This window comes from Citrobacter sp. UYEF32, assembly GCF_040546205.1.
GTDB classification, from domain to species: domain Bacteria; phylum Pseudomonadota; class Gammaproteobacteria; order Enterobacterales; family Enterobacteriaceae; genus Phytobacter; species Phytobacter diazotrophicus.
In genome coordinates this window covers 92,334-112,020 of the sequence record NZ_JBEPNI010000002.1, presented here as the reverse complement: position 1 = coordinate 112,020, position 19,687 = coordinate 92,334, and the positions used below count along the sequence as shown (strand labels likewise).

Sequence of the window (19,687 nt, the reverse complement as noted above, 5' to 3'; positions counted from 1 at the left end):
TGGCGGGTCGTCCCGCCGAAATTCGGCTCGCCTTATGGCCGTCCATAAGGGGCTGGTCGTTTACGGACGCGGTGGTGTCTGGCGCGTCTGACTGAGCGGTAAACGGTTCGCACGCACGTCAAACAGGCGGTAAATAAAAAGGCGCAGACGCGCACCCCGGCTCAGTTCCATACCAGCACCTCCGCCGGGGTCGGGTTCCAGCCATTGCACGGGTTGTTCAACTGTGGGCAGTTGGAGATGAGCACGATGACGTTGCATTCGGCGCGCAGTTCAACGTATTTGCCAGGCGCAGAGATGCCATCTTCGAAGGTCAGTCCGCCCTCCGGGGTCACCGGAACGTTCATAAAGAAGTTGATGTTGGCGCCAATGTCGCGCTTATGCAGACGTCCATCGTGCAGGCAGGCGCAGAGGAAGTTATCGCGGCAGCTATGCATATGGCGTTTATCCAGCGCATAACGCACGGTGTTGCTCTCCTGGGCGCACGCGCCGCCGAGGGTGTCATGGCGGCCACAGGTATCGGCGACAATGGTCAGCAACGGGTTACCCATATTGGACCACAGCACGCTGCCGGTGGTCAGATACGCATTGCCCTGGCGGCGCAACGTGCGCTGCGGATCGTAGCGTTCCCGGGCGTTGTCGGCGTTATAAAACAGCGTATCCACGGCCTGGTTCCCTTCCAGGTCGAGCAAACGCAGGGTCTGGCCCTTTTTCACTTCAAACAGGTACGGCTCCCCTGCCGGGATCACATGGCGAAAAACGGCCTCGTCGGGGTGCTTCTGGCTGGTGATATTCATCATGCGGCTCCTTACAGGGCAAATAAACGGGTGTTGGTGAAGGCACGCGTGTTTTCCGGGCGCGTCATCAAAGCCTCAATGGCGGCGTTTTCGTCTGCCGCCTGTCGCCAGGCCAGTTGTACCGGGCGCGGCGCATAATCTGCGGCGGGGTCCATCGGGTGTTGCAGCGCGGTGAGCACCACCAGCACATCCATTGGCGCAAACAGTTCAACGTAGCTGCCAGCCTTCGACGCACCGCTGTGGAAGGTAAAAGCGCCGTGCTCATCCACCGTGACTTTGCTAAAGAAGTTCACCACCATCAGCAGGTCTTCAAGGTTCAAATCCCATTTGCCCATCTCAACGAGCAGGTTGTCGGCGCCGTTGCGGAAAAAACCGTTACGCAAATCCTGATAACGCCCCTGACCATATTTCTCCTTCACTTCTGCCGCATTCAGCACGCCGCCAAACGGGTCATGCCAGCCGCAGGTATCCGCGATAATCCCCGCCAGCACACGCCCCATATCGGAGTAAAAACAGTGGCCTGCCGTCAGGCGCGCGGTGTGCTGGCCTTTTAAGGTATCGGGCAGGTTCAGACGTTCGCTCTTTTCATGCGGGTTAAGCATCATCAGGCTGACGTTTGCCCCACCTTCGATGTCGGTCATGCGCAGGATCTGCCCGCGCTTGAGAATAAAGGAGAGACTGCCGCCGCCTGGCAGCGTCTCTTCACGCAGAACAGATGTTTCTTTATCTAATAAAGTCATTAAGTTAACTCCTTAATGCGTAGACGTTATCGGGCTGCGGGTCGGTCATTTCCGCCAGACGCGCTTCATTGAGCGGAATGTCATAAGTAATGCGCGCGCCGTAGGCATTGGGTTCGTGCGGGTCGATACGCACCTTGTCGAACACCAGCAGCCGGGTGCCGAGGTTAAAGCCCTCGGAGAGATCGTGGGTGACCATAAAAACCGTCATCCGGGTTTCGCCCCACAGTTGCAGCAACAGGGCGTGCATATCTTTGCGAATGCCGGGGTCGAGTGCGCCAAAGGGCTCATCAAGCAGCAACACGCGCGGTTGCATAATGAACGCCTGGGCAATAGCAAGGCGCTGTTGCATACCGCCGGAGAGCTGGGCCGGGTATTTATCCAGCGCCTGTCCAAGGCCCACTTTTTGCAGCATCCACACGGCGCGCTCCCGCGCCTCACGTTTGCTGGCGCCAAACAGACGCCCGAGGAAGCGCGCATTCGGCAACTCAAGACCAATGGTGACGTTATCGAGCACGTTTAAATGGGGAAAGACGGAGTAACGCTGGAAGACCACGCCACGGCTGCGGTCCGGCTCAGCCTGCAACGGCTTGCCATCAAGCAAAATGGTGCCGCGACTCGGCGCTTCCTGGCCCAGCAACAGACGCAGAAAAGTCGATTTCCCGCAGCCGGATGCCCCCACCATTGAGCAAAACTCCCCGGCATTGACCCGCAGGTTGAGGCGTTCGAGCACCACATGGGCGCCATATTCCTGCCAGATATTGTTGATTTCGATAAAACTCATGCCTTCCCTCCTTCCGCCCAGGGAAAACAGGTTTTATGCAACTGGCGCAGGCCGAGGTCCATCAGCCATGCCAGCAACGTTATCCACACCACGTAGGGGATGATGACGTCCATCGCCATATAGCGGCGCACCAGAAAAATGCGATACCCCAGCCCTGCCGTTGAGGAGATGGCCTCTGCCGAGATAAGGAACAGCCAGGCCGATCCCAACAGCAGGCGCAACGAGGTCAACAGGCGGGAGAGAAGCTGCGGCAGTACTACCCGCAGCACCAGCGTCCAGCTTGATGCGCCCAGCGTTTGCGCCTTGATCAGGATTTCCGGCGGAATTTCGCAGGCGCGATGCTCAAGGTCGCGGGCGAGCATCGGGGTGATACCAATCACAATCAGCATCACTTTTGACAACTCATCCAGCCCGAAGACAATGAACAGCACCGGCAGGATCGCCAGCGGCGGGATCATCGACAGCACGGTCATCAGCGGCGAGAGCGAGGCGCGCCACATCGGAAAGACCCCGGCGGTAATGCCCAGGCACAGACCAATCAGCGAGGCAATCGCCAGCCCGGTCAACAGACGCGCCAGGCTCACCAGCGTATCCATCCAGAAGAGGTAGTCGCCGCTGCGTTTATCCGGGGTGAACGCCATTCGCGACATTGCGTCCAGCATCTGCTGCATGCCAGGCAGCAGCTTATCCTGCGGGTTGGCCTCCAGCCGCACCGCAGAGCCCAGAAAGTACGCCGCCAGCAAAATGACAAAAGGCAGCAGAACAAGCGTCAGACGCATGCCCCGGGTCGGATGGCGGTTAATGTGTCGCATGGCGTGAGTTCCTGTCATTCGCTCAAAGCTTGCCGTCGGCGGCCATCTTCACGAAGCTGTCGTCAAAGCGCAGCTTCACGTTGGCGGCATCCCCGGCAGAAACGTTGCCCGGAAAGGCCATGCCGATGAAATCCGCACTTTGCGCGCCGTCACCCAGCAACCCTTTTTCAAAGGAGAATGCCGCAACGCGCTGCATGGTTTTCGCCAGATCCGGGGAGCTGATAAACGCCAGATTATCGGCCGGGGTGTAGAAGAGATGGGTGGTTTTAAGCTGCGCCTGATAGCCCGCCAGATCGGTGCCGGACGCCGCCGCCATGGCGCTCAGCGCCTCTTTATTCTGCGCCTTCATCTGCGCCATCATTTCGTACCATGCGCCAGTCAGGGCTTTGCCCAGCGCCGGGTTATCTTTCAGGGTCTGGGTGTTGACCACCATCATGTCGATAAGCTCGCCAGGTACCTGCGAGGAGCTAAAGACTTCGGTGGTTTTCGGCGTGCCTTTGATAACCGACAGTTGCGGGTTCCAGGCAACAGCCGCCTGCACTTTCGGGGTGGCGAAGGCAGAAACGATATCGGCATCGGAGGTGTTCACCACGGTGACATCTTTTTCTGCCAGACCGGCTTTCTCCAGGCCGCGCACCAGCAAATAGTGGGAAACGGACAGTTCAGGCAGGTAGATCTGCTGGCCTTTCAGATCTTTGAGGGTTTTGCCCTCGCCTTTCATCACCACGCCGTCGTTGCCTTCGGAGTAGCTGCCGAGAATAAGCGCGGTGCTATCCACGCCGCCCGCCGCCGGTATGGTCAGCGCATCCATGTTGGTCATGGTGCAGCCATCAAACTGGCCCGCGGTATACTGGTTAATAGATTCGATATAGTCGTTGAGTTGTACGATATTGATTTTAATACCGTATTTGTCGGCCCATTTATCAATGATTTTGCTGTTACTGATGGTGCCCCACGGCATCCAGCCTGCGTAGATGGTCCAGCAGACATTGAACTCTTTCTTCACGGCGGCAAAGGTTGGGAGAGTGGTCAGCATGACCAGCGACAGCACGAGAGAGCGGAGTAATGGAGATTTCTTCATTATTGACCTCTGATTGGTACAAAAAAAGGGGGCAGCGCGACACCCACTGGTGCTGCTGTCTCCCGGGTTTTTGTCCCGCCGTGTAACCTCTCAGAGGTCGCCAGCTCTTGGACCAGACATCCGCCTTAGCGAACCGGAACCCTAGCCAGCTATTTATCAAATTGTGTGTTGCACTGCGTTAGCGTTATTGCAAGCACTATGCCAGGTTGCGATTAATGACATTTCAGTAACTTAGCGATAACTCAGGGCAAACGTACCCATTTTGGTGAACCAGAATGAGGCAGCGCACCATACTGGTGCTCAAGGGCCCTGTAGCCAGGTGATACGCTGCTGGTGTATTGTTTTTAAACGATTAATCTCGCAAAAGGCGATTCGCGTCATGCTGAAAATATTGGGTAAAACGTCTTCAATTAACGTGCGTAAAGTGTTGTGGACCTGCGAAGAAGCGGGGCTGGCGTATTCACAGGAAGACTATGGCAGCGGCTTTGCCTCGACGCAGACGGATACCTTCCGGGCCATGAACCCAAATGCGATGGTGCCGGTACTCCTTGATGATGACTTTATCCTGTGGGAATCCAACTCCATTTGCCGCTATCTGGCGCGTAAAGCGGGCCGCGACGATCTGCTTCCTGGCGAACCGCGAGCTTGCGCGAATGTGGAGCGCTGGATGGACTGGCAGGCCACCGACTTTAATAGCGCATGGCGCTACGTTTTCCCGGCACTGGTGCGTAAAAACCCTGACTACAACGATCAGAATGCGATTGCCGCCGGTATCAAGGAGTGGAATCACTGCGTCGGTATTCTCGACCAACAGTTGCAACGCACGGGCGCCTGGGCCGCCGGGGAGACGTTCACTCTTGCCGATATCGTGCTGGGATTGTCGGTGAACCGCTGGAAGATGACGCCCTTTGAACACCCGGATTTCCCGGCAGTGGAGGCATGGTTTGAGCGCTTAAATCTGCGCCCTGCTTTCCTGCGCTATGGAAATAACGGTACCCCGTGATGCAACGCTTTCTATGTAGAGATATATAGAGAGTAGAGAAAATCCCCATGAGCATGAAATCCGGGATCTGCTCATGGGGGCATGCAAATGCATGATGCTTTACGCCGCCACTGTTTCACACGGGCGTTCACACAGGCGCAGCGGCACAAATCATACTCTGTATGATTTTTATACTATGTTGACGGTCATCACAACGCACATTTAGCCAAAATTTAGCGATAAATATGGCAGACAAGATATCATTAGCAAGCTATTATTTAGCTCGTAAATCATTATGTTTCTGCGTAATTCCGTGTTGTCTCTATGCCGTTCGTCCGAGCGGCTTTTTTTTGGTTTTTATATTTACACGCAAACACCGGAGCCTTCTCGGTGTAAATTCAATCCGCGGAGATATCCTTTAGAGGTATTTTCCCCGGCCCGATTTCGTACCCCGAAATACCCCGTTAACGGTTTATGAAGAACCACGAAGTGCGTGTTATGTTAATGCCATACACCGTATTACAAGGGTCGCTATGAACACGTTTCCGCTGCCAGTCGCTATTCATAAGCACAATGCAGATTCCGCCGTACAGCTTCAGCATTATCTTGAGCAAAACCGACAAAATCCGGCGCTTATCCCTATTCTGAACATGGACTTAACCTTCATCAGCCCGCATGCGCGCTCAACCAACGATTTCGTTATCAGCAGGGTTGAGCATCTACACGACAATACATACGTCCTTTATTATCAAATTAACTACTTCATCTTTAATTTATGCCAGGACATGAATATTGAAGATGTTTATGAAACCAGTATCAGCTTCAATGTCGTTCAGGATTATTTAGCGTTTACCGTTATTCATGCTGACCGGGATACGGTTGATGAATTTTGATAGCGGCAATTTTCGTCGTATTAAATTATAACGAAGCCGTTGCCAGGCAGGTAGTCGTTTTTTCACCCTGCCCGGCCGAGAATCCTCTATAAATCTCCCGGCGTTATCTGTACAATCCCTGCCCTGAGCATCCCTTAACTGATTATTTTTTGAACTATGAGCAATGTGACCCTGCAGCCGAAAATCGGCTTTGTTTCTCTCGGTTGCCCGAAAAACCTCGTTGACTCCGAGCGCATCCTCACCGAACTGCGCACCGAAGGCTATGACGTGGTACCGAGCTACAACGACGCCGATATGGTTATCGTCAACACCTGCGGCTTTATCGACAGCGCGGTACAAGAGTCGCTGGAAGCCATTGGCGAAGCCCTTAATGAAAACGGCAAAGTGATTGTCACCGGCTGTCTGGGCGCCAAAGTCGATCAGATTCGTGAAGTCCATCCAAAAGTGCTGGAAATCACCGGTCCGCATAGCTACGAGCAGGTGCTTGAGCATGTGCACCACTATGTGCCGAAACCGAAGCACAACCCGTTCCTGAGCCTGGTGCCGGAACAGGGCGTCAAACTGACCCCTCGTCATTACGCGTATCTGAAAATTTCCGAAGGCTGCAACCATCGCTGCACCTTCTGCATCATTCCCTCGATGCGTGGCGATCTGGTAAGCCGTCCTATTGGCGACGTTTTAAGTGAAGCCAAACGTCTGGTGGATGCGGGTGTGAAAGAGCTGCTCGTTATCTCCCAGGACACCTCCGCCTATGGCGTGGACGTGAAGCACCGTATGGGCTTCCACAATGGCGAACCGGTAAAAACCAGCATGGTTGGCCTGTGCGAACAACTGGCGAAACTGGGTATCTGGACGCGTCTGCACTACGTCTACCCTTACCCGCACGTTGATGATGTCATTCCGCTGATGGCAGAGGGCAAAATCCTGCCGTATCTGGATATTCCGTTGCAGCACGCCAGCCCGCGTATCCTGAAACTGATGAAACGTCCTGGCTCCGTGGATCGTCAACTGGCGCGCATCAAGCAGTGGCGCGAAATCTGCCCGGAACTGACCCTGCGCTCGACCTTCATTGTCGGCTTCCCTGGCGAAACCGAAGAAGATTTCCAGATGCTGCTCGATTTCCTCAAAGAAGCGCGTCTGGACCGCGTTGGCTGCTTCAAATACAGCCCGGTAGACGGTGCGACCGCCAACGAACTGGCCGATCAGGTGCCGGAAGAGATCAAAGAAGAGCGCTGGAACCGCTTTATGCAGCTCCAGCAGCAGATTTCCGCAGAGCGTCTGCAGGAAAAAGTGGGCCGCGAAATTCTGGTCATTATCGATGAAGTCGATGAAGAAGGGGCAATTGGCCGCAGCATGGCGGATGCACCGGAAATCGACGGCGCGGTCTATCTGAACGGGGAAACGAAAGTGAAACCGGGCGATATCATCCGCGTGAAAGTCGAAAACGCCGACGAGTACGATCTGTGGGGTAGCCGCGTCTAACCCTGTCGCCGCCTGTTTCCAGGCGGCGTCTTTCTCTTTATGCCGCGTCAACACGTTCAAAGCGTGTCGCAATCACTACGTAACTCACCACCGCCAGCACACCGTGCGCCGCCACAAACCACAACGCGTTATTAAACGAGCCGGTCACCGTCACCACATAACCGATCACCAATGGTGTCACGATCCCGGCAATATTACCGATGCCGTTAAACACGCCGCCGCACAGGCCAATCATGGTTTTCGGCGCAACATCGGACAATACCGCCCAGCCCACGGCCGCGAAGCCTTTACCGAAGAACGCCATTGCCATCAGGAAAATTACCGCGCTGTTACTGTCGACGAAATTGGCGAATACCAACATGGTGGACAGCCCCATTCCCAGCACAAAGGGTGTTTTACGGGCACGGGAAGGATGCATGCCACGGCTAATCAGAATATCAGACAGATAGCCCCCCAGCAGACCGCCGGTAAAGCCACAGATGGCAGGCAGTGCGGCAACCCACCCCGCCTGCATGATGGTCATACCGCGCCCCTGAATCAGGTAGATGGGGAACCAGGTAATAAAAAAGTAGGTCAGCGCGGTAATACAATACTGCCCCAGGTAAATGGCCCACAGGTTGCGGTTGGTAAACAGACATTTGGCATCGCGCAGCGAGGTTTTCTTCGCCTTTGCCGCCCCTTCACTGTCCAGATCCACCAGCGCCCCGCCCTCGCGCATCAGGTTTTTCTCTTCTTCTGTCAGACGCGGGTCTTTATGCGGCTCCTTATACCAGGCAAACCAGACGGTCGCCAGCACCAGCCCCACTCCCCCCATCCACAGGAACACATGCTCCCAGCCCCATGCATGGGTCAGCCAGGCCATGATCGGCGTGAAGACCACTACCGCCATGTATTGCCCGGAGTTAAACAGCGCCGAGGCCACGCCACGCTCACGCGTCGGGAACCAACTGGAGACGATACGGGAGTTTGCCGGGAATGCGGGGGATTCCACCAGGCCCAGCATAAAGCGCATCAGAAACAGGGTCATTGCCGCCAGACTACCGGTCATCCCGATCCAGCCCACGGTACCCTGTAACATAGTGAACGCGGACCACAGCACCAGACTCATGCCGTAGACTTTTTTGGCACCAAAGCGGTCCAGTAGCCAGCCGCCGGGGATCTGCCCCAGCGCGTAGGCCCAGGCGAAAGCGGAGAAGATCATCCCCAACATCATCGGGTCGAGGCCCAGCTCTTTCACCACCGAGGTGCCAGCAATTGACATGGTCGCACGGTCGGCATAGTTGATAACGGTGATGATGAAAATCAACCCCAGCACCCAATAGCGGTGATGTCCGACCCGTTTGACCTGCTCCAGCGAGACATCCATTTGTTTGCTCATAGTTTTCTCACTTTTATTTGTAGGGTTCAGAAACGATGGCTATACCCGGTGTGGCGGCACGTTGCCGCTAAAACAGGCCGCCAGATTCGCCAGCACAATGTTGCCCATCTCCAGGCGAGTCTGAACGGTCGCGCTGGCGCGGTGCGGCTGCAGGGTGACGTTATTGAGGGTGAAAAAGCCTTCCGGTACGTGCGGCTCATGGGCAAACACATCCAGCCCGGCTCCGGCAATACGCTTGTGGGTCAGGGCATCAAGCAGCGCTGCTTCATCCACCAGCTTGCCGCGCGCCACATTGATGAAATAGCCCTCTGGCCCCAGCGCCTCCAGCACCGACTCACTGATGATCACCTCACCGCTATCGGCAGAGGCGGCAAGCACCAGAACATCCACTTCTTGCGCCAGCGCCTGAATATCAGCAATAAAGGTGTAATCAAGGGCGGCAATCGGCGCGAGGTCGGTATAGAGAATACGGGCGTCAAAGGCGGCGACCCGTCTGGCAATGGCCTGGCCAACACGCCCCATGCCGATAATCCCCACCGTCGTACCAGTGACTTTGCGCGCCAGCGGCAGGTTGGTTTGCGGCCAGCGCCCCGCACGGACGACCTGCTCACCTTCGCTCATTTGTCGCAGGGTGGAAATCAACAGGCCGAGCGCCATATCCGCCACGTCATCGGTCAGCACGCCGGGTGTAGTGGTGACATAGATACCGTGCTTTGCGGCATACGCCAGGTCGACGGCATCTGTGCCGATACCGCTGATGGCGATAATTTTAAGCGCCGGCAGAGATTCCATTATCTTCCGGGAAAGCCCTTTTGCGCCGCCGGTCACCACGCCTTCAATCAGTGGGCCAATATCTGCCAGCATTTTTTGCGGCTCGCTCGCCTGGTAAAGACGATGCACTTCGTAATCGCGCCGTAATATTTCATCAATTGGGGCTGGCACCGCCTGGGTTAATAAAATGTGTGTTTTTTGTTGAGCAATATTATTCGTCATATCTATCATCCGTCGCGTAGTTAATAACCAGATGATGGACAGGGCAATAATTCATGTCTAATATAAATCCGGTATTCATTAATATAAGAATTGAATTATGGATTTACATCAGTTGCGTTGTTTCATCGCCGTTGCTGAAGAATTGAACTTCGGACGCGCCGCAGCCCGCCTGCATATGACCCAGCCGCCGCTCAGCCGCCAGATACAGCTTCTGGAGAAGAGTCTGGGCGGAGCGTTGTTTGAAAGGAATAACCGTCACGTGCAGCTTACCCATATGGGTCAACATTTGCTGACGGAGTCACGATTAATACTGAAATTAGCAGACCGACTTGAATCCTCCGTTCAGCAATGTGCATCCGGCGAAATCGGCACGTTATCTATGGGATTTACGGCGGTATTTGCCTGGAGTTTTATTCCGCAGTTGCTTAAAGCGCTGTCGGTGAAATTACCGGGGGTGGATTTCCGTCTATTTGAGCAGGTCTCGCACAAACAAATTAGCTCTGTCGAAAATAACAGTATTGACGTTGGTTTTGTGCGCCATGTCCCACCCAACCCGCTGCTGGCGTATCAGCCTCTACAGGGGGAGACATTTGTCGCCGCCTTTCACTGTGATCACCCGCTGGCACGCAAGCGAAAAATTCCCCTCAGCGCCTTTAACAATGAGCCCTTTTTTCTCTACAGCCCGGATGAAGCGCGCCACTTTTACGACCGCATTACCGACCTGTTCGTCTTTAACGACATCACGCCGGATTTTAAATATCAGTTGGCCCAGACCCACACGATCCTCGGAATGGTGAATGCCGGGCTGGGATGCGCCATCGTGCCTGCATCATCGCGCGCGCTGGGCATGGCCAATGTCACCTTTATGAACATCGAAGGGGTCAATATTCAGGCACACAACTTCCTGGTGTACTCAAAGGCCAATCCAAACCCGGTGCTTCCCGCGTTTCTCAAGGCCCTGAGTGAGGTATTAATTACCCTTTGATTTTGGGATCCAGCGCGTCCCGGAGCCCGTCGCCCAGCAGGTTAAACGCGAGCACGGTCAGGAAAATCGCCAGGGAGGGGAACAGCGCCACATGGGGAGCAATCACCATATCCGCGCGTGCTTCATTGAGCATGGCGCCCCACTCCGGTGTGGGCGGTTGCGCCCCCAGGCCAAGGAAGGAGAGGCTCGCCGCCGAAATGATCGATGTGCCAATACGCATCGTGAAATAGACGACGATCGACGACACCGTACCCGGCAGAATATGGCTAAACAGAATGGTCATATCGCTTGCGCCAATACTGCGCGCCGACTCGACAAAGGTCTGATGTTTAAGGACCAGAGTATTGCCGCGCACCAGCCGGGCGAAAGCCGGAACAGAGAAAACCGCCACGGCAATGATGACATTCGCCATACCGCTGCCCATCACCGCTACCACGGCAATCGCCAGCAAAATACCGGGAAAAGCGAACAGCACATCGCAAATGCGCATGATGATGCGATCCCACCAGCCTTCGTAATACCCGGCCAGCAAACCCAGCACGGTACCAATCAGCGCGCCAATCAGTACCGCCAGCACCCCGGCGGCAAGCGAAATTCGCGCCCCCAACAGCACGCGGCTAAAGATATCACGGCCCAGGGAATCCACGCCAAACCAGTGCAATGGCGATGGTCCGTCATTAAGGCGGTCGTAATCGAAATAGTTTTCGGCATCGAAGGGGGCAATCCAGGGGGCGACGATAGCCAACAAAATCAGAATCAGCACAAACAACCCGGCGGTCATCGCCAGGGGCTGACGACGAAAACGCCGCCAGAACTCATGCCACGGGGTACGCACCTGGTCCGGTTTCAGCCCAGGCATGGCGTTTAAAATCGCCGCTCGACGCCAGTTTAACAATCGCATCCTTACTTGTACCTGATAGCGGGGTTAATGGCGGCGTACAGCACATCCACCACTAAATTGATAAGAATAAACTCCAGCGAGAAGAGCAGAACTTCCGCCTGGATAACCGGGTAATCGCGCATATCAACGGAGTCCACCAGCAAACGCCCGAGGCCGGGCCAGTTGAACACTTTCTCGACGACAATCGAGCCGCCAAGCAAAAAGCCGAACTGTAGCCCCATCATGGTGATCACCGGGATCAGCGCATTGCGCAGGCCATGCTTGAGTATGACCCATTTTTCGCTGAGCCCTTTGGCGCGCGCGGTACGCATGTAGTCTTCATTGAGCACATCGACAAAGGACGCGCGGGTAAAGCGCGCCATTACCGCGGCCACGGCGGCCCCCAGCGTTATCGACGGCAAAATATAGTGCCGCCAGCTATCGGCCCCGACCGTCGGCAACCAGCCCAGCTCCACGGAGAAGACCTGCATCAGTAGCATGCCCAGCGCAAAAGCCGGAAAGGAGATCCCGGTCACCGCCAGCGCCATGCCGAGCCTGTCCGGCCAGCGGTTGCGCCATACCGCGGCGGCAATCCCCGCCACCAGGCCAAACAGCATCGCCCAGGTCATACTGGCGATGGTCAACCAGAACGTCGGGAAAAAGCGGCTGGCGATCTCTTCCACTACCGGACGGCGGGAAGCCATCGAGATACCGAAATCACCCTGCAGCACATTAACAATGTAGTGCCCGAACTGGATATAGAGCGGCCTGTCGAGACCTAACTGCTGGCGTACCAGCCCAATCACCTGCTCATCGGCCTCCGGCCCGGCGATCAACCGTGCCGGATCGCCCGGTAAGAGGTGAACAAATAAAAACACCAGCACCGCCACGATCAGTAGCGTCGGGATAAGACCCAGAAGGCGTTTCAAAACATAATTCAGCATCGTCTCTTCCGTCACTCCCCTCTCGCGAAGAGAGGGGACATGCGCTCTTATTTCAAGTCGGCCTCGTCAAAGCTAAAGCCGGTGTCCGGCATGATGTAGAACCCTGTCAGGTTCTTGTTGTGAGCGGAAACCAGCTTCTCCACCACCAGGGGCACCCAGGGGGACTCTTTCCAGATGATATCCTGCGCATCCTTGTAGAGTCTGGTTTTTTCCTCATTATTGGTGGTTTTCAGCGCGTCGGCCAGGTCTTTATCCACCTGCGGGTTGCTGTAGAACGCCGTGTTGAAGAGGGTTGGCGGCCAGTTCTGCGAGGCGAACAGCGGCGACAACGCCCAGTCGGCTTCCCCGGTCGACGCCGACCAGCCCGTGTAGAACATCCTCACGCCGCTCTCTTTCTGCCCTTTCGCTTCCACTTCCGCCGCACGCTGTCCGGCATCCATCGCCGTCACCTGCGCTTTGATACCCACCTGCGCCAGTTGCTGCTGGGTAAACTGCAGCACTTTTTGCGCGGTACTGTGGTTATGCGATGACCACAGCGTGGTGCTGAACCCGTTTGGATAGCCAGCCTCTTTCAACAGTTCGCGGGCTTTTGCCGGATCGTAAGGCCACGGCTGGTAGGTTTGCGCATTCGCCAGTGACGGTGGAACAATGCCGGTTGCCGGTGTTGCATACCCGGCAAACGCCACTTTCACCAGCGCCTGACGGTTAATGGCGTAGTTGATGGCTTCACGTACTTTCGGGTTGTCGAACGGCTTTTGCGTTACGTTCATGCTGATGTAGCGCTGCATGATCGAGGGGCTGGCCACCAGCTCCAGTTTGCTGTTTTTCTGCAGCACCGCCGCCTGCTCATAGGGAATCGGGAAAGCGAACTGCGCTTCGCCCGTCTGCAACATCGCCGCTCGGGTATTATTGTCGACCACCGGACGCCAGGTGATGGTGTCCAGTTTCGGCAGCCCTTTTTGCCAGTATCCGGCGAATTTCTTCACCTTCACAAAGTCGGTCTGGTTCCAGGTGTCCAGTTCATAAGGACCTGTCCCCACCGGGTGAAAACCAATGTCCTTACCGTATTTTTCCAGCGCGGCAGGCGAGATCATCGCCGTCGCCGGGTGGGCCAGGATATTGATAAAGGCCGAGAACGGCTGTTTCAGGGTGATTTTGACCGTTGTCGCATCCACCGCATCGGTTTTGGCGATGTTTTTATAGAGGTTGTAGCGCTTGAGCGCATTTTCCGGATTACTCGCGCGATCGAGGTTCGCCTTCACCGCCTGGGCGTTAAAGTCGGTGCCATCCTGGAATTTCACACCCTGACGCAGCTTGATGGTATATACCAGCCCGTCATCCGACACCGTATAGCTTTCGGCGAGCACATTATGCAGCTTCATGTCTTTATCAAGGCCAAACAGCCCCTGATAGAATGACTTAGCGACAGCCTGCGACAATGTGTCATTGGCATTGTAGGGGTCGAGAGTGGTGAAATTTGACGCCACTGCGACCACAACATCTTTGGCAGCCAGTGCTGGCGCGGCGCTCAGCGCGATGGCAACTGCGAACGCAATCTGCCATTTACGTGGTAAAGGTTGTGTCATGTTGTTCTCCTGAGTGTCCCTGCCTGTTTCTGTCAAAAACGTGATTGTGTGCTGCCCGGTGTCGAACGGGCGACGAAATGACCCGGGCCGATGTTATGTAACTGCACACGCTGTACCGTCTCGCCGCGTTTATGGATGTTGCTGGGGATTTCATCCGACAACAACACCCGTTGCGCCCTCGGGTGAGACGGGTCGGCCACCGGAACGGCGGCCATAAGTTTACGGGTGTAAGGGTGCTGCGGGTTCTCAAACACGGCGCGACGTGGGCCAATTTCCACAATCTGACCGAGATACATCACCGCCACACGGTGGCTGATTCGCTCCACAACCGCCATGTCATGAGAGATAAACAGAAACGCAATCCCCATCTCCCGTTGTAAATCGAGTAACAAATTAATGATTTGCGCACGGATCGAGACATCCAGTGCCGAAACCGATTCGTCTGCCACCACCACGCGCGGGTTTAAGGCCAGCGCTCTGGCAATACAGATACGCTGGCGCTGACCGCCGGAAAACTCATGGGGATAACGCCACGCATGTTCCGGTTTCAGCCCGACACGTTCCAGTAACCACAGCACGCGCCGCTGGGCATCTTCTTCATTCATTACGCCATGCACCCGCAGCGGCTCCATAATGGAATAGCCCACGGTCTGCCGGGGGTCGAGGGAGGCGTAGGGATCCTGAAAAATAAACTGAATGTCCCGACGCAGTGGCTGCAACTTACTGTCGGGAAGCGTATCGATACGCTCGCCTTTAAAGGTAATCACCCCGCTCTGGCTTTCCACCAGCCGCAGCAGCGCCCGCCCGGTCGTCGATTTGCCGCAGCCGGACTCGCCCACCAGCGATAACGTTTCGCCGGGCCACAGGTCGAAGCTCACCCCTTCCACCGCATGCACTTCTCGGGTGACGCGATTTAACACCCCGCTGCGCAGCGGGAAGCGCGCCACCAGGTCGCGAACCTGCAGAATCGGCTCGCCCGCCACCACGGTGTCCTGCTCGGTTTCCGGCTCCTGATTTTCAGGATGTTGTAACGAAACCAGCGGAAAACGACGCGGCAGATCGCTGCCGTTCATCGCGCCAAGGCGCGGCACCGCCGCCAGCAAGGCTTTCGTGTAAATATGCTGCGGTGCGCTAAAAATCTCTTCTACGGTGCCGGTTTCCACCGCTTCGCCCTGATACATCACCAGCACGCGGTCAGCAATATCCGCCACAACCCCCATATCGTGGGTGATAAAAATCACTCCCATCGCCATCTCTTTTTGCAGCACGGCGATAAGTTGCAGAATCTGCGCCTGGATAGTGACATCCAGCGCCGTGGTCGGCTCATCGGCAATCAGCACCGCCGGACGGCAGGAGAGCGCCATTGCAATCATCACCCGCTGGCGCATGCCGCCGGAAAGCTGATGCGGATAACGAGACAAAATGGCCTGTGATTCAGGGATGCGCACCAGGTCCAGCATTCGCCGGGCTTCCGCTATCGCCTCTTCTTTGCCCAACCCCTGATGCAGACGGATGGATTCGGCAATTTGCTCACCCACCGGAAAGACCGGATTCAGTGAGGTCATAGGCTCCTGAAAAATCATAGCAATGTCGGCCCCACGCACGCCGCGCAGGCGAGAGGCGTTGAGCGTCGCCAGATCGACACGCTCCCGGTTACGGCGCAACAGGCGCATATGATCGCAACTCACCTCGCCGCCGGATTGTTCCAGCAGGCGCAGTAGCGACATGGCGGTGACCGACTTACCGGACCCCGACTCCCCGACAATCGCCAGCGTTTCACCGCGTTTGAGGGTAAACGACAGGTTACGCACAGCCTGGGTGAGCTGTTTGTCATGGCGAAACGCGACATTCAGATTGCTGACATCCAGCACCACATCGGCGTCTGTTTCATACCCGTGCGACACCCTACTCTCCTTATTCACGATAAATCCCTACGCTTGGCGCATCTCCGGCATAGCCCCAGGCGCGATACATCCCTTCACTGTTAAAAGGCAGTGCAATGTTACCTTCACGATCGACGGCAATCAGGCCGCCGCTACCGCCCAGCGCAGGCAGTTTTTCCATTACCACCGCCTCACAGGCTTCATGCAGGCTTAAACCGCCGTAATCCATTAACGCGGCGATATCATAGGCAGCCAGCGTGCGAATAAACACTTCCCCGGTTCCGGTGCAGGAGACCGCCACGCTGGCGTTGTTGGCATAACATCCCGCGCCGGGCAGCGGGCTGTCCCCTACCCGACCCGGTAATTTATTGGTCATGCCGCCTGTCGAAGTCGCCGCCGCCAGGTTTCCCTGCTTATCCAGCGCCACCGCACCGACGGTGCCCATTTTTTTCGTTTCATCCAGCGGCGCACCGCCATGATCCAGCACGGTCTGCCCCTCGGCACGGGCGGCAAGAAGCTGCTCGTAACGCTCCGGCGTCGAGAAAAGCTCGGGCAACACCGGCTCCATCCCTTCGGCAAAGGCGAAGTTCTCCGCCCCTTCCCCCACCAGCAACACATGGGGGCTGCGCTCCATCACCAGACGCGCCGCCAGCACCGGGTTACGTAAGCGGCTTACACCGGCGACGGCCCCCGCGCGCAGTGAATACCCGTCCATCACGCAGGCATCCAGCTCATGGGTTTCATCGCGGGTAAAAACAGAACCAATGCCCGCGTTAAACAGCGGACACTCTTCGAGTAAGCGCACGGCCTCGGTCACCACGTCCAGCGCGCTTTCACCAGCATTGAGCATCTTCTGGCCGGTTTCGACAATGGCCGATAGTGCGGCAATGTACTGCCGTTCTTTTTCCGGGCTCAGTTGCGCGCGGAAGATGGCCCCAGCGCCACCGTGAATTGCAATTACCGCTTTGGTCATTTTTTTATCGCCCGGTCAGGATAGCTTGCTGCTTTTTCTATAAATATCATTATCGTCGTCACAGCTTCATACAATTTTTGAATATAGAAAGTCGATCCTGCGATGTAAAGCAGGCATCTCACTATGGCTCTTGAGGAGTACATGCAGTCAGGCCTCATTTTCTGCCATAATGGCTCCTTTCACGCGTGGTGCTGGAGTAAATTATGGAATATACCGCAGGCTTGATCCCGCTGGATTCAGCCCTGGCGCAAATGCTGTCCCGCGTTTCGCCACTCACCGAGAGCGAAACCCTACCGTTGCTGAGCTGTTTTGGTCGCGTTGTGGCGCAGGATGTGATTTCGCCGCTGAATGTGCCGGGCTTTGACAATGCCGCCATGGACGGTTATGCCGTACGCCTGGCCGATATCGAAAAAGGTGAACCGCTGCCGGTTGCCGGAAAAGCGTTCGCCGGGCAGCCCTTTCACGGCGAGTGGCCTACAGGCACCTGCGTGCGCATCATGACCGGTGCCCCTGTGCCGGCTGGCTGCGAAGCCGTAGTGATGCAAGAAGAGACTGAGCAAACCGACGCGGGCGTGCGCTTTACCGGTAAGGTTAAAGCCGGGCAAAACATCCGCCTGTTGGGTGAAGATATTCGCGCGGGCGCCGCCGTGTTCAGCGCCGGGAAGAAACTGACCGCCGCCGAACTTCCGGTGCTCGCCTCACTGGGCATTGCCGAGGTGCCAGTCGTCCGTAAAATCCGCGTGGCGCTCTTTTCCACCGGCGATGAGCTGCAACTGCCTGGTCAGCCGCTGGCGGACGGACAAATCTACGATACCAATCGCCTGACGGTTCACCTGATGCTGGAACAACTGGGCTGTGAGGTCATCAACCTTGGTATCGTGCGTGACGATCCGGCCACACTGCGCGAAACTTTTATCACGGCTGACCAGCAGGCCGACGTGGTGATAAGCTCCGGCGGCGTGTCGGTGGGGGAAGCGGATTACACCAAAACTATCCTGGATGAGCTGGGTGAAATCACCTTCTGGAAGCTTGCTATCAAACCTGGCAAACCGTTCGCCTTCGGCCATCTCAAAAATAGCTGGTTCTGTGGCTTACCCGGTAACCCGGTCTCTGCCGCTCTGACCTTCTACCAGTTAGTACTGCCGCTGCTGGCGAAGCTGAGCGGTAATACCGCCAGCCCACTGCCGCTACGCCTGCGCGCCCGCGCGGCAACCCGCCTTAAGAAAACACCGGGTCGCCTTGATTTCCAGCGCGGCATCCTCAGCCGTGATAGCGACGGAGAGCTGATTGTCAGCACCACCGGCCCGCAAGGTTCACATATTTTCAGCTCCTTTAGTCAGGGCAACTGCTTTGTGGTGCTGGAGCGTGAGCGCGGTCATGTGGAGGCCGGTGAATGGGTCGAGGTTGAAACCTTTAACCATCTCTTCGGAGGCTAAGATGGCAGACGAGTTGAGCGATGAAGAGATGCTGCGCTATAACCGGCAGATTATTCTGCGCGGCTTCGATTTTGATGGCCAGGAGCGGTTAAAAGCATCACGCGTGCTGGTGGTGGGATTAGGCGGTCTTGGCTGCGCAGCCGCACAATATCTGGCTGCGGCGGGGGTTGGTCAGATGACGCTGCTGGATTTCGATACCGTGGCGCTCTCCAATCTTCAGCGACAGACGTTGCACAGCGACGCGACAATTGGCGAGCCAAAGGTGGAATCCGCCAAAGCTGCCCTGGCGCGAATCAACCCGCATGTTCAGCTCGACACCCTTAACGCTCTGCTGGATGAAAGCGCCCTGTCAGCGCAGATTGCCGCCCACGACCTGGTGCTGGATTGCACGGATAATGTCGCCATTCGCAATCAGCTCAACGCCGGGTGTTTTGCGCAGAGTATTCCGCTGGTCTCCGGTGCCGCCATTCGTATGGAGGGGCAAATCAGTGTCTTTACCTGGGGGGACGGCGAGCCCTGCTACCGCTGTCTGAGCCGTCTGTTTGGTGAAAACGCGCTGACCTGTGTCGAAGCAGGCGTGATGGCGCCGCTGGTGGGGGTGATGGGTTCATTACAGGCGCTGGAAGCGATTAAAGTGCTGACGCGCTTTGGCGTGCCCGCCGCCGGAAAAATCGTGATGTATGACGCGATGACCTGCCAGTTCCGGGAAATGAAGTTGCTGCGCAACCCCCAGTGTGAGGTGTGCGGAGGTAAACAGCAAAAGGCAACGTAAGTTGCCTTTTTAGTGTTTGCTCCCTCTCCCGTGGGAGAGGACCGGGGTGAGGGCATCAGACCGCACAGGGTAAATTGCCCGGTAGATGCTGTAAACGTCTTCAACCTTGTTAGCCACGGCTAACTCGTTTTCCCACATAGCAACCATAGCGACATCTTTGTCCCCCCCTGGCGCAGAGCGTACAGCGAGGGGGTTAAGTCCCCGCTGAAATCGGTGAGACGAAGACCTGATGACAAGGTCAGGCCGCCAGGGATGGCGGTCTGAGGTTTGTCGAGACAGGACGTCGAGTCAA

The 19,687-nt window shown here is 56.4% G+C and carries 18 protein-coding genes and 1 riboswitch; of the genes, 6 read left to right on the top strand and 12 right to left on the bottom strand.

The features are described 5' to 3' along the window. Positions 1-161: 161 nt before the first annotated feature. The 5 genes from ABIB59_RS04790 to ABIB59_RS04770 are packed head-to-tail and all read right to left on the bottom strand — an operon-like array spanning position 162 to position 4,208. Entirely contained in the window at positions 162-797 is a 636-nt protein-coding gene (locus ABIB59_RS04790; RefSeq protein WP_499014316.1) for an urea amidolyase associated protein UAAP2, read from the bottom strand. A gap of 8 nt (positions 798-805) precedes the next feature. Further along, complete coding sequence (locus tag ABIB59_RS04785) at positions 806-1,534, bottom strand: urea amidolyase associated protein UAAP1 (RefSeq protein WP_039077164.1); 729 nt, start codon at positions 1,532-1,534, stop codon at positions 806-808. A gap of 4 nt (positions 1,535-1,538) precedes the next feature. Continuing rightward, positions 1,539-2,315: an ABC transporter ATP-binding protein gene (locus tag ABIB59_RS04780; RefSeq protein ID WP_039077165.1), complete on the bottom strand. Its 777-nt coding sequence runs from the start codon at positions 2,313-2,315 to the stop codon at positions 1,539-1,541. Next, positions 2,312-3,127: an ABC transporter permease gene (locus ABIB59_RS04775; protein WP_039077166.1), complete on the bottom strand. Its 816-nt coding sequence runs from the start codon at positions 3,125-3,127 to the stop codon at positions 2,312-2,314. Before ABIB59_RS04775 ends, ABIB59_RS04780 begins: the two co-directional genes overlap by 4 nt. Positions 3,128-3,149: 22 nt before the next feature. Continuing rightward, complete coding sequence (locus ABIB59_RS04770; RefSeq protein ID WP_039077167.1) at positions 3,150-4,208, bottom strand: putative urea ABC transporter substrate-binding protein; 1,059 nt, start codon at positions 4,206-4,208, stop codon at positions 3,150-3,152. Positions 4,209-4,265: 57 nt separating this feature from the next. Then, positions 4,266-4,364, bottom strand: a riboswitch (guanidine-I (ykkC/yxkD leader). A 223-nt stretch (positions 4,365-4,587) separates the two neighbouring features. On the opposite strand from ABIB59_RS04770, the gene ABIB59_RS04765 reads away from it, so the two are divergent. The 3 genes from ABIB59_RS04765 to rimO all read left to right on the top strand — a co-directional run bounded on the left by ABIB59_RS04765 (position 4,588) and on the right by rimO (position 7,565). Next, on the top strand, positions 4,588-5,211 hold the full coding sequence (locus ABIB59_RS04765; protein WP_317085957.1) for a glutathione S-transferase family protein: 624 nt from the start codon (positions 4,588-4,590) through the stop codon (positions 5,209-5,211). 512 nt (positions 5,212-5,723) lie between these two features. Then, positions 5,724-6,083: a hypothetical protein gene (locus ABIB59_RS04760; RefSeq protein ID WP_071196050.1), complete on the top strand. Its 360-nt coding sequence runs from the start codon at positions 5,724-5,726 to the stop codon at positions 6,081-6,083. Positions 6,084-6,239: 156 nt separating this feature from the next. Then, positions 6,240-7,565: a 30S ribosomal protein S12 methylthiotransferase RimO gene (gene rimO / locus ABIB59_RS04755; RefSeq protein WP_039077169.1), complete on the top strand. Its 1,326-nt coding sequence runs from the start codon at positions 6,240-6,242 to the stop codon at positions 7,563-7,565. A 37-nt stretch (positions 7,566-7,602) separates the two neighbouring features. On the opposite strand, the gene ABIB59_RS04750 is transcribed toward rimO, so the two are convergent. Next, positions 7,603-8,943, bottom strand: a complete 1,341-nt coding sequence (locus tag ABIB59_RS04750; RefSeq protein WP_335256277.1) for an MFS transporter — start codon at positions 8,941-8,943, stop codon at positions 7,603-7,605. A gap of 39 nt (positions 8,944-8,982) precedes the next feature. Beyond that, a complete protein-coding gene (locus tag ABIB59_RS04745; protein ID WP_317077478.1) occupies positions 8,983-9,936 on the bottom strand; it encodes a 2-hydroxyacid dehydrogenase in 954 nt (317 codons plus the stop codon). 97 nt (positions 9,937-10,033) lie between these two features. On the opposite strand from ABIB59_RS04745, the gene ABIB59_RS04740 reads away from it, so the two are divergent. Continuing rightward, a complete protein-coding gene (locus ABIB59_RS04740; protein WP_039077172.1) occupies positions 10,034-10,921 on the top strand; it encodes a LysR family transcriptional regulator in 888 nt (295 codons plus the stop codon). On the opposite strand, the gene gsiD is transcribed toward ABIB59_RS04740, so the two are convergent. From gsiD to iaaA, 5 genes are read right to left on the bottom strand one after another with little or no spacing between them, the layout of a single operon-like run. Beyond that, complete coding sequence (gsiD, locus tag ABIB59_RS04735) at positions 10,911-11,822, bottom strand: glutathione ABC transporter permease GsiD (protein ID WP_039077173.1); 912 nt, start codon at positions 11,820-11,822, stop codon at positions 10,911-10,913. The genes ABIB59_RS04740 and gsiD overlap by 11 nt on opposite strands. Before the next feature lie 2 nt (positions 11,823-11,824). Further along, entirely contained in the window at positions 11,825-12,745 is a 921-nt protein-coding gene (gene gsiC / locus ABIB59_RS04730) for a glutathione ABC transporter permease GsiC (RefSeq protein WP_039077174.1), read from the bottom strand. A gap of 47 nt (positions 12,746-12,792) precedes the next feature. Continuing rightward, a complete protein-coding gene (gene gsiB / locus ABIB59_RS04725) occupies positions 12,793-14,331 on the bottom strand; it encodes a glutathione ABC transporter substrate-binding protein GsiB (RefSeq protein ID WP_039077175.1) in 1,539 nt (512 codons plus the stop codon). Between the two features lie 32 nt (positions 14,332-14,363). Further along, complete coding sequence (gene gsiA / locus ABIB59_RS04720; RefSeq protein WP_079498290.1) at positions 14,364-16,235, bottom strand: glutathione ABC transporter ATP-binding protein GsiA; 1,872 nt, start codon at positions 16,233-16,235, stop codon at positions 14,364-14,366. Positions 16,236-16,245: 10 nt separating this feature from the next. Continuing rightward, a complete protein-coding gene (gene iaaA / locus ABIB59_RS04715; protein WP_354034220.1) occupies positions 16,246-17,187 on the bottom strand; it encodes a beta-aspartyl-peptidase in 942 nt (313 codons plus the stop codon). Between the two features lie 203 nt (positions 17,188-17,390). Here iaaA and moeA point away from each other — a divergent pair, with 203 nt between their 5' ends. After that, entirely contained in the window at positions 17,391-18,623 is a 1,233-nt protein-coding gene (gene moeA, locus ABIB59_RS04710) for a molybdopterin molybdotransferase MoeA (RefSeq protein ID WP_110295672.1), read from the top strand. A 1-nt stretch (position 18,624) separates the two neighbouring features. Further along, on the top strand, positions 18,625-19,395 hold the full coding sequence (gene moeB / locus ABIB59_RS04705) for a molybdopterin-synthase adenylyltransferase MoeB (protein WP_107222918.1): 771 nt from the start codon (positions 18,625-18,627) through the stop codon (positions 19,393-19,395). Positions 19,396-19,687 lie beyond the last annotated feature (292 nt).

Bases quoted from the DNA above. Each gene is read 5' to 3' on its own strand.
- ABIB59_RS04790 (WP_499014316.1), bottom strand. From the start codon at position 797: ATGATGAATATCACCAGCCAGAAGCACCCCGACGAGGCCGTTTTTCGC.
- ABIB59_RS04785 (WP_039077164.1), bottom strand. From the start codon at position 1,534: ATGACTTTATTAGATAAAGAAACATCTGTTCTGCGTGAAGAGACGCTG.
- ABIB59_RS04780 (WP_039077165.1), bottom strand. From the start codon at position 2,315: ATGAGTTTTATCGAAATCAACAATATCTGGCAGGAATATGGCGCCCAT.
- ABIB59_RS04775 (WP_039077166.1), bottom strand. From the start codon at position 3,127: ATGCGACACATTAACCGCCATCCGACCCGGGGCATGCGTCTGACGCTT.
- ABIB59_RS04770 (WP_039077167.1), bottom strand. From the start codon at position 4,208: ATGAAGAAATCTCCATTACTCCGCTCTCTCGTGCTGTCGCTGGTCATG.
- ABIB59_RS04765 (WP_317085957.1), top strand. From the start codon at position 4,588: ATGCTGAAAATATTGGGTAAAACGTCTTCAATTAACGTGCGTAAAGTG.
- ABIB59_RS04760 (WP_071196050.1), top strand. From the start codon at position 5,724: ATGAACACGTTTCCGCTGCCAGTCGCTATTCATAAGCACAATGCAGAT.
- rimO (WP_039077169.1), top strand. From the start codon at position 6,240: ATGAGCAATGTGACCCTGCAGCCGAAAATCGGCTTTGTTTCTCTCGGT.
- ABIB59_RS04750 (WP_335256277.1), bottom strand. From the start codon at position 8,943: ATGAGCAAACAAATGGATGTCTCGCTGGAGCAGGTCAAACGGGTCGGA.
- ABIB59_RS04745 (WP_317077478.1), bottom strand. From the start codon at position 9,936: ATGACGAATAATATTGCTCAACAAAAAACACACATTTTATTAACCCAG.
- ABIB59_RS04740 (WP_039077172.1), top strand. From the start codon at position 10,034: ATGGATTTACATCAGTTGCGTTGTTTCATCGCCGTTGCTGAAGAATTG.
- gsiD (WP_039077173.1), bottom strand. From the start codon at position 11,822: ATGCGATTGTTAAACTGGCGTCGAGCGGCGATTTTAAACGCCATGCCT.
- gsiC (WP_039077174.1), bottom strand. From the start codon at position 12,745: ATGCTGAATTATGTTTTGAAACGCCTTCTGGGTCTTATCCCGACGCTA.
- gsiB (WP_039077175.1), bottom strand. From the start codon at position 14,331: ATGACACAACCTTTACCACGTAAATGGCAGATTGCGTTCGCAGTTGCC.
- iaaA (WP_354034220.1), bottom strand. From the start codon at position 17,187: ATGACCAAAGCGGTAATTGCAATTCACGGTGGCGCTGGGGCCATCTTC.
- moeA (WP_110295672.1), top strand. From the start codon at position 17,391: ATGGAATATACCGCAGGCTTGATCCCGCTGGATTCAGCCCTGGCGCAA.
- moeB (WP_107222918.1), top strand. From the start codon at position 18,625: ATGGCAGACGAGTTGAGCGATGAAGAGATGCTGCGCTATAACCGGCAG.